General features: G+C 38.8%; 17 protein-coding genes. 10 read left to right on the forward strand and 7 right to left on the reverse strand.

From position 1 onward, the window contains the following. Positions 1 to 74: 74 nt before the first annotated feature. Genes QWZ06_RS27785 through QWZ06_RS09720 form a run of 8 tightly spaced genes read left to right on the forward strand, consistent with a single transcriptional unit; the run spans position 75 to position 7,010 of the window. Positions 75 to 698 (forward strand): TonB-dependent receptor plug domain-containing protein, encoded by a 624-nt coding sequence (locus QWZ06_RS27785; RefSeq protein WP_353959948.1) that lies wholly within the window; start codon positions 75 to 77, stop codon positions 696 to 698. Next, the gene (locus QWZ06_RS27790) at positions 686 to 1,567 is read left to right on the forward strand and encodes a TonB-dependent receptor plug domain-containing protein (RefSeq protein WP_353959949.1); all 882 of its coding nucleotides are present in this window, start codon (positions 686 to 688) and stop codon (positions 1,565 to 1,567) included. The genes QWZ06_RS27785 and QWZ06_RS27790 overlap by 13 nt, the downstream gene beginning before the upstream one ends. Next, positions 1,516 to 2,079, forward strand: coding sequence for a hypothetical protein (locus QWZ06_RS27795; protein ID WP_353959950.1), 564 nt, complete (start codon positions 1,516 to 1,518; stop codon positions 2,077 to 2,079). The genes QWZ06_RS27790 and QWZ06_RS27795 overlap by 52 nt, the downstream gene beginning before the upstream one ends. Continuing rightward, positions 2,055 to 3,161, forward strand: coding sequence for a SusC/RagA family TonB-linked outer membrane protein (locus QWZ06_RS27800; protein WP_353959951.1), 1,107 nt, complete (start codon positions 2,055 to 2,057; stop codon positions 3,159 to 3,161). Before QWZ06_RS27795 ends, QWZ06_RS27800 begins: the two co-directional genes overlap by 25 nt. A gap of 10 nt (positions 3,162 to 3,171) precedes the next feature. After that, entirely contained in the window at positions 3,172 to 4,551 is a 1,380-nt protein-coding gene (locus QWZ06_RS09705) for a RagB/SusD family nutrient uptake outer membrane protein (protein ID WP_290297566.1), read from the forward strand. Further along, the gene (locus QWZ06_RS09710; protein ID WP_290297568.1) at positions 4,538 to 4,819 is read left to right on the forward strand and encodes a hypothetical protein; all 282 of its coding nucleotides are present in this window, start codon (positions 4,538 to 4,540) and stop codon (positions 4,817 to 4,819) included. Before QWZ06_RS09705 ends, QWZ06_RS09710 begins: the two co-directional genes overlap by 14 nt. 20 nt (positions 4,820 to 4,839) lie before the next feature. Beyond that, on the forward strand, positions 4,840 to 5,574 hold the full coding sequence (locus tag QWZ06_RS09715; protein WP_290297570.1) for a hypothetical protein: 735 nt from the start codon (positions 4,840 to 4,842) through the stop codon (positions 5,572 to 5,574). Continuing rightward, positions 5,556 to 7,010 carry an alpha/beta hydrolase family protein gene (locus tag QWZ06_RS09720; RefSeq protein ID WP_290297572.1) on the forward strand — a complete coding sequence of 485 codons (1,455 nt, stop codon included), beginning with the start codon at positions 5,556 to 5,558 and terminating at the stop codon, positions 7,008 to 7,010. The genes QWZ06_RS09715 and QWZ06_RS09720 overlap by 19 nt, the downstream gene beginning before the upstream one ends. Before the next feature lie 39 nt (positions 7,011 to 7,049). On the opposite strand, the gene QWZ06_RS09725 is transcribed toward QWZ06_RS09720, so the two are convergent. The 6 genes from QWZ06_RS09725 to QWZ06_RS09750 form a co-directional block, all read right to left on the reverse strand. Beyond that, positions 7,050 to 7,316 (reverse strand): DUF6520 family protein, encoded by a 267-nt coding sequence (locus QWZ06_RS09725; protein WP_123911698.1) that lies wholly within the window; start codon positions 7,314 to 7,316, stop codon positions 7,050 to 7,052. A 22-nt stretch (positions 7,317 to 7,338) separates the two neighbouring features. Further along, entirely contained in the window at positions 7,339 to 7,662 is a 324-nt protein-coding gene (locus QWZ06_RS09730; protein ID WP_290297578.1) for a hypothetical protein, read from the reverse strand. Beyond that, entirely contained in the window at positions 7,659 to 7,997 is a 339-nt protein-coding gene (locus QWZ06_RS09735; protein WP_290297580.1) for a hypothetical protein, read from the reverse strand. Before QWZ06_RS09735 ends, QWZ06_RS09730 begins: the two co-directional genes overlap by 4 nt. A gap of 221 nt (positions 7,998 to 8,218) precedes the next feature. Next, positions 8,219 to 8,839, reverse strand: coding sequence for a MauE/DoxX family redox-associated membrane protein (locus QWZ06_RS09740; protein WP_290297583.1), 621 nt, complete (start codon positions 8,837 to 8,839; stop codon positions 8,219 to 8,221). A gap of 15 nt (positions 8,840 to 8,854) precedes the next feature. Next, complete coding sequence (locus QWZ06_RS09745; RefSeq protein ID WP_164464497.1) at positions 8,855 to 9,025, reverse strand: hypothetical protein; 171 nt, start codon at positions 9,023 to 9,025, stop codon at positions 8,855 to 8,857. An 11-nt stretch (positions 9,026 to 9,036) separates the two neighbouring features. Beyond that, entirely contained in the window at positions 9,037 to 9,270 is a 234-nt protein-coding gene (locus tag QWZ06_RS09750; protein ID WP_290297587.1) for a hypothetical protein, read from the reverse strand. 281 nt (positions 9,271 to 9,551) lie between these two features. Here QWZ06_RS09750 and QWZ06_RS09755 point away from each other — a divergent pair, with 281 nt between their 5' ends. Together QWZ06_RS09755 and QWZ06_RS09760 are read left to right on the forward strand one after the other, a co-directional pair. Further along, positions 9,552 to 11,261 (forward strand): helix-turn-helix domain-containing protein, encoded by a 1,710-nt coding sequence (locus QWZ06_RS09755; protein ID WP_290297589.1) that lies wholly within the window; start codon positions 9,552 to 9,554, stop codon positions 11,259 to 11,261. A gap of 43 nt (positions 11,262 to 11,304) precedes the next feature. After that, positions 11,305 to 12,150, forward strand: a complete 846-nt coding sequence (locus QWZ06_RS09760; protein ID WP_290297591.1) for an RteC domain-containing protein — start codon at positions 11,305 to 11,307, stop codon at positions 12,148 to 12,150. A 48-nt stretch (positions 12,151 to 12,198) separates the two neighbouring features. Here QWZ06_RS09760 and mobC read toward each other — a convergent pair whose 3' ends face one another. Then, entirely contained in the window at positions 12,199 to 14,199 is a 2,001-nt protein-coding gene (gene mobC, locus QWZ06_RS09765; RefSeq protein WP_290297593.1) for a conjugal transfer protein MobC, read from the reverse strand. Positions 14,200 to 14,324 lie beyond the last annotated feature (125 nt).

The following is a 14,324-nucleotide window of genomic DNA, read 5'->3' on the forward strand; positions in this document are numbered from 1 at the left end:
AAAAGCCCTTTCCATAAAAGTTGACCGCTTGGCAGGAAAGAGCATTGTCTAATAAATTAAACTTATTCAAAAGTATGAAAAAAAACTTTTGCAGCCTGAGTCATGTTCAAATGGCTTTTGGGCTGGTATTGCTGATGTCTTGTTCAGCAATAGGACAGGTACGTGAGATTTCAGGTACCGTCATAGGGAAATCAGGTGCTTTAATCGGGGTTTCAGTATTTCAGGAAGGAACGGATCAGAAAGTTGTAACGGGTAGTGCAGGTGGCTATACAATAAAGGTTACCGGTAAAAATCCGGTACTGGTATTCAGGTATGATGAGTATCCGCTTAAAAAGGTGAAACTGGAAGATAGCGATGGTGTGGGTGAGGGAAATCGTATCGGTGAAAATAATACGCAGGGAAAGAAGATAATTAACGTTACCCTTAGCGGGAATTCTGAAGATACGTCTTTTGATAAAACCCAGGTAACAGGAATTGGAGAGATCGTGCTGAATGCGGGGTATTATAAAGTGAAAGAGAAGGAGAGTACAGGAAGTATTGCAAGGGTGGGAGCTAAGGAGATCGGAAATCAGCCCGTAACCAATGTCCTGTCAGCAGTACAGGGAAGAGTGACAGGAGTAAGCATTACCCAAAGCTCGGGAGTGGCAGGAGGCGGGTACGATATCCAGATCCGGGGTAGAACAGTTTGCGGAATCTGACCAATAGTGTGGTGGATGGCAATCAGCCTCTTTACGTAATTGATGGAGTTCCCGTAGGAGGGCAGTTGAACTCAGCTTTTTCGGTGGGGGTAATTCCACTGAAGAATATCAGTCCGCTGAATGCCATCAGCCCTAATGATATAGAGAGTATTGAAATCCTTAAAGATGCAGATGCAACAGCTATTTATGGATCGAGGGGAGCTAATGGGGTGGTGCTGGTGACAACTAAAAAAGGAAAGAAAGGGAGACTGGGCGGGATGATCAGTACTGCATACAGCATAAGCAGTGTGGGAAGCCGTATGAAAATGATGGATACAGAGCAGTATCTTGCTATGCGCAGAGAGGCCTATATGAATGATGGAATATCGGGATTTCCTGCCAATGCATATGATGTCAATGGAGTATGGAATCAGAGCAGGTATACCAATTGGCAGAAGGAACTGATAGGGAAGACAGCGGCAGGAAGCACCACTCAGGCAAGCCTTAGTGGCGGGACAGAAAATAGCAGTTTTTTAGTAAGCTTTTCCCACAATGACCAGACAATGGTATTTCCCGGTGACTTTCACTATAAGACCAATATATTGAATTCCTCATTCAGTCACAGCTCGGTGGATAAAAGATTCAGGATAGAGGCTTCCAATATGTTTTCATCACTTTCCAATAATGTCGTCAATACAGATCTTACATTAAAAGCACTAAGCCTGAGTCCCAATGCTCCGGCGCTTTATACAGCAGGTGGGAGCCTGAACTGGGAGAACAATACCTTTACCAATCCATTAGCGGCTTTGGAGAGTACCTATTCGAATAAAGTATTGCAATGGAACTCCAATGTGAATCTGTCATACCGGTTTGGAAAGACTTTGTATTGAAAGCCAATGGCGGGGTTAATTATCAGAATCTGGAAGAGCTTTCCTTACAGCCCAGTAGCATGTACAATCCTTCTTATGGAATGACTTCAGCAAATTCCTCTGCTTCCAAGAGCAGCAATACCATGTTCTCCTATATCATAGAACCTCAGCTTTCATGGGCGAAAAAGCTAGGACATCATGAGCTTGATATTCTGATAGGAACTTCTTTTCAGCAGACAACAACAAAACTGTCTTCAATGACAGGGGTAGGTTTTGCAAGCAATGCCCTTATTGGAAACATTGGGGCTGCTTCAACGAAGATCATCTCCAATCAAGTAGTGAATCCCTATAAATATGCGGCCATCTATGCCCGAATCAATTATAAATGGAAAGATCGGTATATACTGAATATAACCGGACGGCGTGATGCATCAAGCAGGTTTGGGCCTTCGAACAGGATCGCGGATTTGGAGCGGCGGGTCTTGCCTGGTTATTTACAAAAGAACCGATGTTTAGCTCATGGAAATGGCTGAGCTCAGGGAAGGTACGGGCAAGCTATGGGGTCACAGGAAGTGATTTTATAGGGGATTACCAGTTTTTGAATACCTACACGATAGGGGACTCGAATTATGACGAGGTAACAGGGCTTTATCCGTCAAGGCTTTATAACCCTGCTTATAGCTGGGAAAAGACAAGAAAGCTGGAAACAGCTCTTGAGCTGGGATTTCTAAAGGACAGGATCATGTTGACCACAGCTTTCTACAGGAACCGTTCAACGGATCAGCTGGTAGGAATTCCCCTGCCATCTATAACAGGTTTCTCAAATGTGACGGCCAACCTTGGTGCTACCGTTGAAAACAGAGGCTGGGAGCTGTCGCTTAATGTCAATGTTTTGAGATCAGCTCTTGTAAGATGGGAAACCGGATTTAATCTGAGTATTCCGGAAAACAAGCTGATCGCATTTCCGGGACTGGAAGGTTCTACCTATGCCAATACTTATAAGGTAGGGTATCCCACCTCAATGGTACGGGTGTTTGAGTATGAGGGGATTGATCCGGTTACGGGCCAGTACAGCTTCAAAGACTTTAATGGAGACGGGAAGATAACAGCCCCGGCAGATGCACAGGCCATAGAAAACATAGGCATGAAATATTACGGAGGCTGGCAGAACCAGATCTCCTATAAAAATATAAGCCTTTCGTTTCTGCTGTATTTCGTAAAACAGAGAAACTGGAACTATATACGGGGGATGGCCGTACCGGGCACTATGAACAATATGCCTGTTGATTTTCTGAATGTATGGTCAGCGGATAACCCAGGAGGAATGATAATGCCTTACTCAGCAGGTGGGAATGCAACTGTTAACGGACTGACAGCGAATCTTAGAAATAGCACGGCAGCCATAGGGGATGCCTCTTTCATCAGGCTTAAAAACGTGCAGCTTAATTACAGAATAGAGGGGCGGGACAGTTTCTTTAAGGATGCAGTACTCTATGTACAGGGGCAAAATCTCTGGACATGGACTAAATACTTTGGATTGGACCCTGAGTTCAGTGTAGCGGGATATCTTCCGCCGCTTAAAACCTTTGCTTTTGGGATACAGTTTAACTTTTAAATATCAAATCATGAAATACAATACTCATAGAATAATAGGGGCAGGACTCATTTTTCTGATATTCCTGTCCGGTTGTGAAAAACTGGTGGAAATTGATCTGCCCATGGACCAGATCAATACCGCTGCTGTGTTTGAAGATACCCACACAGCAGAGGCTGCATTGGCTAATTTGATGGCAGAAATAAGGGATAACTCCATGTTTTCGGGAGGAAGTAACGGCCTCGCAGCCTTTTTATCAAGCTATACTGATGAACTGGATGCCTACTTCATCAATAATATCAATGCAGCCCAGGATATTTATCATAACCAGCAGCTTTCAGGGAATATCAGCGTGGAACTGATATGGCGCAATGCCTATAAAGAAATTTATACCGCCAACTCCATTGTTGAGGGGCTGGAGAGGTCTTCATCCATACCGGTGAAGGACAGGCAGCGTATTGCCGGAACGGCTCTCTTGGTGCGTTCAATGATCTATTTTAATCTTCAGCGTTTATTTGGAGATGTACCTTACACGGAAACAACTGATTTTACAATCAATAAAAGCCTTCAGAGGATGCCGGAAAATCAGGTGCTGGATCACCTTGAAAAGGACCTTCTGAAATCTGCAGCTATGCTGGATGATGAGTATACATCAACAGAAAGGCTATATCCTAACCGTAAAGTGGCACAGCTGGTTTTGGCTGAAGTGTATCTGTCCCGACAAAAGTGGGCGGAGGCAGAACAGATGGGGAAGGAGGTGATCAACAGCCCAATGTATAGTTTTGAGGAGGATGTAAAGAAAGTGTTTTTAAATACAGGGAAACATATCCTTTGGCAGATGAAACCTCAGAATGAAAATGATGGCACCGCAGAGGCTTTGCAGTATTATTTTACCAATGCTGCACCTTCTTCCTATGCGCTTTCCGCGGATCTTATGGCCTCTTTCTCTGATGCAGACCTTAGAAAGCAGTTCTGGACACTTCCTGTGAGTTTTAACGGAAAGACATGGAACAGGGCCTATAAGTATAAAAACCTCGCCCCCAATACGACAGAGTATTCGGTTCTTTTCAGGTTGGAAGAGGGATATTGTATTCTGGCTGAAGCGATGGCCCGGCAGGGAAAACTCGCAGAAGCCACTGTTTATCTTAACCGTATAAGACAAAGAGCAGGTCTTGCTGCTGTTACAGCAGGGCTAACGCAGGAAATGTTTCTTAATGAACTCCTGGAGGAAAAGCGGCGGGAATTCTTTACGGAGAAAGGACAACGGTTCTTTGATCTGAAAAGAATGGGAAAGCTGCAGAAGCTTACCGCCCTAAAATCTAACTGGAAGCCTTACCACAGGCTTTGGCCCATACCCCTTAATGAACTCTTACTCAATCCTAATTTAAATCCTCAGAATGAAGGCTATTAAACTATTATACATCATGATCCTGCTTTTTTCTATAGACGCGATCAGCCAGACGGTTAAAAAAGACAGGTTTAATCCAAGGTATCACAATCTCCGGTATACGATAATGTTTCCGGAAACATCACCCGACGGAAAGTGGACCGCATTCCGGAAGACCTATGAGGAAAGCAGGGACACCATTGTTTTGGTAGATCGTAAAAAGCCTGAGAACGTGAAACAGTATGCAGGGGTAACCAAATTTCATTTTACAGGCCGTTCAAATCTTCTTTAATAAGAAAGGGCAGTGCTGAAATGATTAATCTTAATTCAGGAGTGAGTAAAAGCTGGAATCAGATCGTCAGTTCAGAATTTGTAAAGTCTCAGAATACATGGTTGGTATTACGGGGAACTTCATCTTCAGGGGCTGATCTGGAAATCTGGAAGGAGGGAGATCTGGCAGACAGCTATAAAAATGTTACAAGCTTTTTTGTAAATGGGAGTGATGTGTTTTTTGTGAAAAAGGAAGCCGGGAAAAACATGCTGTATGATCTGCGGAAGCCGGAAAAAGCAATCTATTCAACTGATCAGAAAATACTGGATTGCAGATGGTCGGACAAGGGGGGCAGTGCATGGATTACAGAAAAAAATGGAAAAACGGATCTGGTTTATATTAGCAAAACCCAAGAGGCATTTCATCTGAGCAGTGATAAGAGCCGGGACTTTAAAGCGGCCACAATTTCCCGGCTGGGAACCGGAGAGCGTTTTCTTGTCAGGCTCACCTATGGTGATGATCCAGATAAGCTTCCCGGTAATCCTGACATATGGAATGCGGATGATCATAAACTTGAACTGAAGTTTCATGGTGGGGAGTCGGAAGAAATAGCAGTCTGGGATCCGAAGCTGCACAGTCTGAGAATGGATACTGATGATAAAGCGCTGGAGAAATCAATATTGGAGACAGTACTTATGTTATCAGTTATAATTACTATAAAAATCAGGATTATGTACACCAGTACCCTGAGTTTGATTTGTATCGTTATGAAGTAGGGAATGGAAAACAGCAATATATCGGGAAGGGAGGGTATATCCTCTATTACGGATCTACAGGAAGATTTATACTGTCTAATCCCGGCAATAATTGGGTGCTTTATGATTTGTATACACTGGCTGAAAAAGAGTTGAAAATAGCGGATACGGGAGATCCCTATTTCTCAGAAGATGATCAATATATCCTGTTTGAAACAGAGGGCGGGTTGTTGCGGTATCAAACAGATACTGGTGATTTGGTGAAAATTTCCTTACTGGATGGGTTCCATTCTACCATTGTAAATCCAATTCAGGGAGAGGGTATAAGTGGTTATCCTAATGGAGGCCAGAATCTATATAATAGTAAGGAGCCCCTGATTATAAAAATGTATGATAAAAAGAATGATCAAACTGCCATCCTTTCGTATTCTTGTCAATCCGGGAAAAGGGTAATGCTGCAGGCTCCTACAAGAGAACGGATTGATAAAATAGAACATAAGAATGGCATCCTGCTGGAGGCTTGTATTGAGGATTACAATGTTCCTGCCTATATTAAAGTATTTAACGGCTCGAAAGCAAAAATCATTTATAAAAGCAACCGGGAGGACATGGAGGTTGGAAGGATTCGTAGTGAGAGGATAAGCTATAAAAGTTCTGAAGGAGTAGACCTTACCGGTATTTTGTATTACCCTTTGGATTTCACAGATCTAAAGCGTTACCCCATGATCACTATTGTCTATGCGAAACAAAGCCACTTTGGTAATCAGTATCTGCGAGATGGGTTTTTCGAACGTACGGAGGGTCTGAACATACGTTCTTATCTTGAGGGTGGGTATTTTGTGTTTCTTCCTGATATTGTTTTTGACAAAAGAGGGACTGGATTCTCGGCTCTGGATTGTGTGAACAGGGCTCTCGATGCTGTATCTGGATTGAAGTCCATTGATTTTAAAAGACTGGGACTCATAGGGTATTCCCATGGAGGATATGAGACTAATTTTATAGCCACCCATTCAGACCGGTTTAAAGCCTATGCCTCAGGAGCTGGAAACAGTGATTTGGTACGATCTTATTTTTCATATAATTACAATTTCCTGAGGCCTTTTTACTGGCAGTTTGAAAATGGACAGTATAAAATGCCTGGAAGTTTTAAGGACTATAAGGAACTGTATATTCAGAACAGCCCGATCTATAGTGTATCCGAAATCAGTGCGCCTATTTTCTTATGGACAGGAGTCAATGACAGAAATATAGACTGGAATCAGGTCATGGAGTTTTATATTGGATTGAAAAGAAATAAAAAAGAAGTCGTCGCCTTGTTTTATCAGGATGAAGCTCATGGATTCCTGAAGCGGTCCAATAAAATAGATATCGCCCGAAGAGTAGAGCAGTGGTTTGAATATCACCTTAAAGATGAGATAAAAGCTGATTGGATGAATGGATATGGAGAATATAATTAATTAGCAAATAAAGGATGCCTTTCGGGCATCCTTTTTAAATTATGGTTTTACAAAAAGTGCATTGGGACATGAAGTATCACTGATTCTCTGATAGAGTTGTTCAGGTCCATTTCCGAGATCTGCGGTACACATAACATTCCCTGATGTGTCACATTGAACATGAGCATTGACACATTTAATAGCTGCCGCAGGGCGGAATACGTATCCTGTCGCAGGGATTTTGGTGTTGCTTTTGCTGACATTGCTCGCAAGAGCAGATGTTGCGCCTATCATCACAATGGCGACAGGCAGAATAAACTTTTTCATAAGATTGGATTTGTCGTTTTGCCTACTCTGATCTAAGGTTTTCGGCTTCCCCTTTTTTGAAATCGTCCGTAATGGTCTGCGCATAACGATAGCGGACAATTTCATTACCTATAAGTGAATAGAAATACTTTGATGTTGCCAGCATTCCGGACATTTTATGGTTGCTGCGGTTTTGTACATAAAAACTTCCACTATAACTTTTATTTCTGGTGTTATACATATCAATAATAGCATTGGTCTTCCACTGGTCTCGATTTTCATAGTTTCCCATAAGATTAGATTGGTTAAATAAGATCCCTTTACACGCCGTTGCCATCTTGTTTACTACAATGGGCGGAGCAGTCATCTTTTTCCATTGGAAAGAATAGTACTTTGAACTTTTGCAATATTGGTGGTATCAATGGTGTTTTGCTCTGAAAAATAATTGTCAGGAGTTTTTATCGTAATGATCTTATTACGGTAGAAGTAGATGTAATAATAGGTATTAGTATAACTGTCTGCAATTAGCTGACCGTCTGTATCAAATAGACCGTCCTTTTGTTTTTTGATGATGTTGTTATTCAGATGATAATTGCCGGAAATTGATTGTAATATCCCTAAAGAACGCACTTTGATATTTGGATTAAAGGTTCTGAATGCTATATGAGTAGAGTCCAATATTTGTAGCTGGTCAAAATACATCTTTTTGTAAATCAGGGTTTTTGCAGAAAGATTATTGAGATTCCCACGATAAATGACAGGAACGCTTCCGTCGGCAAGGTAAAAATGGGAATCACGGATATAAAGCGTTAAAGACTTAAATTGGTGGTCATAATAATCCAGCGTAAGGGTATGTTGGGTGAAAGTAGTGAAAGTGGAATCAATCTCAGTGATGGTGAGCGGGCTGATATAGTTACCGAGTATTACTTTCCGTTACTGGTACCAGCAAAATAATAAGAATTAGCCTTTAAATCGAGATTCTTATCCTGTAAAATTGGATGATGGGAAAAACGCCTTATGAAATTGTTATTTTTCTTTATCATCTGTTCGGAGGAAAAGAAGAGGATCATTACCAGCGAAAAGCTAAGGATGATCAGAGAGATAGTCCATAAAGATGTTGTTAAAATTCTTTGTTTTAGTTTAACAGAAAGAAAAATGCCTATGATAGCAATGATAACACAGCCTATGTTAAAAATAAGGTGCTCATTCCAATCTAGTTTTTCGAGAATACCTCCACAGGAGCAGGGTATAAATTCACTATAATGAATAATGAGATAAATATAGGTAGTAAATGAGGTCATGAGTCCAAGCGAACTATATAAACCGTATAAACGATATTTTGGTAGTATTAGAGAAATGCATATCACAAGTTCTGCAATAATCACGGCATATGAAGTGATACCTGCATAGCTACTCAATAATGGTGATTGTGCAATCTGGACCTGAAAGTTTTCAAAATCAAGTATTTTGCTCACGGCAGCATACACAAACAACAAAACAAAGAAGTAGCTTATGATGCTGATGGACGTTGTTGATATCTTCATGATGTAAGTTTTAATTTATATTGCTCTTATCAGGATCCACTTTATTTTCTCTCCACAGTAATCCGGCATTTTGGAACCTTTAGAAATTGGACAGGTGGTTTTGAAATTCCCCATACTTTCCCAAATTCCACTTCTAGGACATGGTAAGCCTGTTTTACAGATAAGGGATAAGTGGTGGGGAATCATATTTTAATATTTTAAGGATTATTTTCAGTTATCCGCCAATCGTGAGTATCCTTTATTGGTGGATCTGCTGCCGGATTTATGTCTTTTAGTATTGTATCCTGATTTTTTTTGGAAAAATTTTTCCTGTTTTCAGGATTATGGATGATCTGTGATTCTGGTTCATCCATTATATCGTTCTGTCTGCAGCTTAAAGCTATTGCACTTACTGCTAAGATTAAAATGATCTGAGGAATATTCTTTTTCATATTAATATTGATTTAAGTTATTCCCAACCGGTCAGGGGTATTTATTAGAATTCTTAAACCAAAGGTATTTGGAAACCAGTCTATAAAAAACTGATATTGGATCAGCTTTTCAAAACAAGACGTCATCATTTATAAATGATGACGGTTAGAATTTTGTAAAATCTCTTTATTGATGAATGATTGATAGTAAATATTACATATTATTGTGATTTAATTAGTTATCTGGCTTTAGTTGTCTTTTTTTGGCTAAATTTGACTCTTTCAGCTAAAAACTAATCACTATGATGGCCTCAAAATGTATCATGATAACATTGTTGCTGTTTTTTTCCATCACTGATTTCCATGCAGAGGAAAACAGGAATGATTATGTTTGGCTCAGAAGTCAATACGAAAATCTTAAAAAGAATGACTCGACAGCTTTCAGGTATTTAAGGATTTATATATCAAAAGCAAAGAAGGATTCTGATTTTGCAAGGCTTTCGGAAGCTTATAAGTTTGCCGTATATTTCACTCCGTCCAATGAAGGAAAACTTTCCTATTCAGACAGTACTATCTATGCAGCATTGAGGTCAAAGCAGCCGGAACTTATCGGTGATGCCTATTTAGGTAAAGGAATCTTTTATTACTTTAACCTTAAAAAATATGAACCTGCCCTGGCAGAGTATCTGAAAGCTTATGAATATTCTAAAAATGGTAAGGATGAGTATTTACATCAAAAAATCATATATCACCTGGGGGTTGTAAAAAGTTATTTGGGATTTTATCAGGAAGCTTTAGAGTTGTTTAAACAATGCAGTGCCTTTTTTGAAAAAAAGAGTAAAGAAAAAAGCCATCCAAATACGTTATTCAATTTTAAAAGAGGCTATTATAATTCTATTCATCAAATGGTGATCTGTTATCGAAACCTTAAGGAATATGATATGGCAGACGTCCTTGTTGAAAATGCTTTACTGCAACTTGCTGATCAGGATAGATTTTTACTGGAAAAAAACTATCTGTTAAAATGCCGTGGCATTTCGGCGTATCACCATAAAAATTACGCTGGAAGTATACATGATTTAAATGCAGCTTTAGAAGAGATTGTAAAATCAAATGATTTTTCCTGGTTATCTGTTATTTATTATTATCTGGGAAAGAACCATATGGTGAGTAATGAAAATAAGGGTATTTATTATCTTGAGAAGGTTGATTCTATTTTCAACCGACATACATTTATCCTTCCTGAAGTAAGACCAGCATATGAAGATCTTATAATGTACTATTCAGAGAAAGGCGATCAGGAAAAGCAGCTGTATTATACGAAGCAGCTATTGAAGGTTGACAAGCTTATCGGCAAAGACTTCACCTACTTATCTTCAAAAATACACAGGGAGTATGATGAAAGATTACTCACTGAAGGCAAAAACAGATTGGAGAAAATGAGTTGGCGCCGGATGATGTACATGCTTGTATTTATTGTATCAACCATATTCTTTCTCTGTCTATTCCTTTTGAAGTATCAAAAGGAACAACATATAAAATTGAAGTATCTGCTACTGCAGGACAGACTAAATAATAAACAATATGATATGTTAATTATTGATAAACAGGATGTTATTGATAATTCTGTAAAAACTGGGCTCCCTGAAGAACTTTATAAAGAATTGGATCAAAAACTTCAGCAATTTGAAATTGAAAACGGATTTAAGCAAAGGGGATTGACATTAGGAATATTAGCTACAAAAATGAATACTAATACCTCTTATCTTTCAACTTTTATCAATGAAAATAAAGGTGAAAATTTTAAAACTTATATCAATAGGCTTAGAATTTCCTATATCACACAATTACTAAATTCGGAGAGGAAATACCTTTTGTATACGATTGAAGCTCTCGCTGAAGAATCGGGTATTTCGACTCGCCAGCATTTTTCAGATCTATTTTACGAAGTCAATGGATTAAGACCAACAGATTTTATTCGCAAAAGAAAACAAGAACTTAAAATGGAATAGAAACTTTTTTATTGTAAACTTTGTAAATTCCTGAAAAAAGGACATGGTAACAAAAACTATTTTTAAAAGAACTTCACAGTTATTGGAAGATCTGGATGTAAAGATTAACGAAGTCTACGCAGATGGGAATGATATGATCAAAATTTCTGAAAAGGCTTTACTCATCATTGACGAGTCTATAAGAAAATTGAAGCTTCTGGTTTCCAACCATCACTTTGATCATATTGCCGAGGAAGTATTTTTTTTTAAGAAGCTAAAACCACAGTTTATTTCAAAATTTATCTATTACTCTTCGGTACTGGATATTGAGGCCCATAAGCCGGCTGCAGGAAATAAAACTTTAAAAAAATATTATGAGGCAGAGCAGGAAGAGTTAAAAAACTTTTATTTGGAACATTCCGAATTCTACAGCTATTATAAACGTGAGGCGACTTATCTCGACCATAAGATATTTATCCGTAATTCATATGATTTGAAAATGAAGCTATCATCAGGTTTTTACAACTACGATCCCAATTTTACGACATCACACGATCATATGATCGCCAGATTTATTTCCAATCAGCAATTTGATCAATATTTAAAAAGGCAGATTGAAGGTTCTAATGAAGATACAGTATCAAAACTACTTTCTCCTTTGAGCTGGTCGGGATCAAAGGTCGGTCTTATAGAACTGATCTATGCCCTTTACCAGATGCGTTGCTTTAATGGGGGCAATATAGAATTAAGTGAAGTCATAAAATTTGTTGAAAAGTCATTGGATTGCGATCTCGGCAATTTTCATAAAACAGTCTTTGAAATCCGAACCAGGAAACAGGGACCTACCAAATTCATTCAACTGGTCGGGGACAATCTCAACCAGCATTTTATGACTCATGAAGCTGAATAACTGAATATCAAATTAAACCTCAAATCTACTGTATTTGAGGTTTCTATTTTAATCATTTTTTATTAAATATTGCAAATCAGGATCATTTTTTATTCGATCCATTTCATTCGTGATGATGTTAAGAATATCAGCCTTAATTTCTTTGTAATTATCTTGGATCTGTTTGGTCATCGAATCATTTCCGTCCTTATCAATAAAGGATCGAATCAGCGGTATTTTCTGAACGTTTTGAATTTCTTGAGAAAGCTTGGCAGTATCCACAACAATCTCTGAATGAAAAATCTTCTGTTCTATCCTTTCGTCAAAGTTATCAGATACTGCACCAACAAAAAATCCCTGGGTCAAGGTAGAAATTTTCGAAGCTGGAATCAAACTGTCTAATTGGGTAGAGAAGGAGGTAGAGGTATCATTCCTGTTGATAGATATACTTTGTCTTTTTTGCAGCACTTTTCCAAAGCGTTCAGATAAGGTTTTTGCTGTTTCTCCAACTACCTGACCGCTGAAAATATTGCCGACCGTATTCTGAATCACTTTGCTTTCCTTGTCTCCATAATCTCTTGTCAGCTGGGAAAAATCCTGAAACCCAAGACATACAGAAACTTTATTACTTCTTGCAGTAGCAATTAAATTATCCAAGCCTCTGAAATAAATAGTGGGAAGCTCGTCGATAATGACAGAACTTTTTAACTGTCCTTTTTTATTAATCAGCTTAACAATTCTTGAATTATATAATCCCAGAGCAGCAGAATAGATATTCTGACGGTCAGGATTATTACCTACGCATAATATTTTAGGTTCATTGGGATTATTGATATCCAAAGAAAAATCGTCTCCGGTCATTACCCAATATAATTGTGGTGAGATCATTCTAGACAAAGGAATCTTTGCCGATGCGATTTGTCCCTGTAGCTGATCCTGGGCACCTCCTTGCCATGCATCCATAAAAGGAGAGAGGTAGTTCTCTAACTCGGAATAGGATGTTAATATCGTAAATACCTCTTCATATTTCTTGTTTAGCAGTTCAATAGCGTGTGGAAAAGTGCAGTATCTGCCGTTTTCATAAATTTTAAGAAACCATATGATTGCCGCTAACAATATAATGGGACTTTCGACAAAGAAGTCCCCCTGTTTCTGGATCCAGCTTCTGTTAAGATTCAGCATAATGGTGTAGGCAGCTTCATATGCATCTGATATATCTGTCATAAAACTGGGATGTAAGGGGTTACACCGATGGCTTTTTCTGGGGTCGTCAAAATTGATGATATAGAATTTCGGCTTTGTTGTATAAGCATCGGAATGATTTAAAAGATGATTATATGCAATGGTTGACAAGTCATCGAATTTAAAATCGTAGATGTACATCGAAAATCCTTTTTCGATATGCTGTCTGATATAGTTGTTGACAATGGCGTATGATTTTCCTGAGCCTGGTGTTCCTAAAACAATGGTCGCACGAAACGGATTGACTACATTAATCCATCCCTGATGCCAGTTTCCCTGATAATAGAATTTTGTGGGAAGATTAACGGAGTATTCATTATAGAGTAATTGGGTTTCCTGCTGAAAACTTTCATTCTCACTGTTAAAAACGTCAGTCATTAAGTTATGCTTCAGAAGACGGCTTATCCAAACCCCTGCCTGCATTAGGAGAATATATCCGGATCCAGTTGTTAGGATATAAAGTACAGGAGTAAAACTGCTGGCAGATTGTAAAAGGATTGCGTTTAAAAAGAATAAGACAAAACCGATAGAAAAAACAATACTAATTTTTTTCCAAGTGATCTTTACATTTTTGACTCCCTTTGTTCCGAGGCAACTCAAAGCCAGTAAAACAGCTGCAAACAGCTTAGAATATATAGGATGAGAAAAAAGGCCTGCTGTCTTATTAAAATTATAAAGTATTTTATTGATGAGTTCCAGCGTCCATTGTTGCTTTGCAAAAAATCCGTAACAAAACCAATAGAAGTGTATTATTACTAGAATAATGCTTACCGCTCGCATAAACGCCATGATTTTGGCAAGTCCTCTTAAATCGTCTTCACCCTGCATATTACATTTTAGAAGCATAAATACAGGATTACATATTCTCAACTGTAAATGCGTCGTTGCAAGAATAAGTTGTCTGACTTTGGCTCTCTTAGTATATTAATAAGACAGCTTGTGCAATAGAAGAT

This window comes from Chryseobacterium tructae, assembly GCF_030409875.1.
GTDB classification, from domain to species: Bacteria; Bacteroidota; Bacteroidia; order Flavobacteriales; family Weeksellaceae; genus Chryseobacterium; species Chryseobacterium tructae.

Bases quoted from the DNA above. Each gene is read 5' to 3' on its own strand.
- QWZ06_RS27795 (WP_353959950.1), top strand. From the start codon at position 1,516: ATGGAACTCCAATGTGAATCTGTCATACCGGTTTGGAAAGACTTTGTA.
- QWZ06_RS09735 (WP_290297580.1), bottom strand. From the start codon at position 7,997: ATGTATTTTGACCAGCTACAAATATTGGACTCTACTCATATAGCATTC.
- QWZ06_RS09725 (WP_123911698.1), bottom strand. From the start codon at position 7,316: ATGAAAAAGTTTATTCTGCCTGTCGCCATTGTGATGATAGGCGCAACA.
- QWZ06_RS09750 (WP_290297587.1), bottom strand. From the start codon at position 9,270: ATGAAAAAGAATATTCCTCAGATCATTTTAATCTTAGCAGTAAGTGCA.
- QWZ06_RS27800 (WP_353959951.1), top strand. From the start codon at position 2,055: ATGTTTAGCTCATGGAAATGGCTGAGCTCAGGGAAGGTACGGGCAAGC.
- QWZ06_RS09705 (WP_290297566.1), top strand. From the start codon at position 3,172: ATGAAATACAATACTCATAGAATAATAGGGGCAGGACTCATTTTTCTG.
- QWZ06_RS09730 (WP_290297578.1), bottom strand. From the start codon at position 7,662: ATGACTGCTCCGCCCATTGTAGTAAACAAGATGGCAACGGCGTGTAAA.
- mobC (WP_290297593.1), bottom strand. From the start codon at position 14,199: ATGCAGGGTGAAGACGATTTAAGAGGACTTGCCAAAATCATGGCGTTT.
- QWZ06_RS09760 (WP_290297591.1), top strand. From the start codon at position 11,305: ATGGTAACAAAAACTATTTTTAAAAGAACTTCACAGTTATTGGAAGAT.
- QWZ06_RS09755 (WP_290297589.1), top strand. From the start codon at position 9,552: ATGATGGCCTCAAAATGTATCATGATAACATTGTTGCTGTTTTTTTCC.
- QWZ06_RS09740 (WP_290297583.1), bottom strand. From the start codon at position 8,839: ATGAAGATATCAACAACGTCCATCAGCATCATAAGCTACTTCTTTGTT.
- QWZ06_RS27785 (WP_353959948.1), top strand. From the start codon at position 75: ATGAAAAAAAACTTTTGCAGCCTGAGTCATGTTCAAATGGCTTTTGGG.
- QWZ06_RS09710 (WP_290297568.1), top strand. From the start codon at position 4,538: ATGAAGGCTATTAAACTATTATACATCATGATCCTGCTTTTTTCTATA.
- QWZ06_RS09715 (WP_290297570.1), top strand. From the start codon at position 4,840: ATGATTAATCTTAATTCAGGAGTGAGTAAAAGCTGGAATCAGATCGTC.
- QWZ06_RS09745 (WP_164464497.1), bottom strand. From the start codon at position 9,025: ATGATTCCCCACCACTTATCCCTTATCTGTAAAACAGGCTTACCATGT.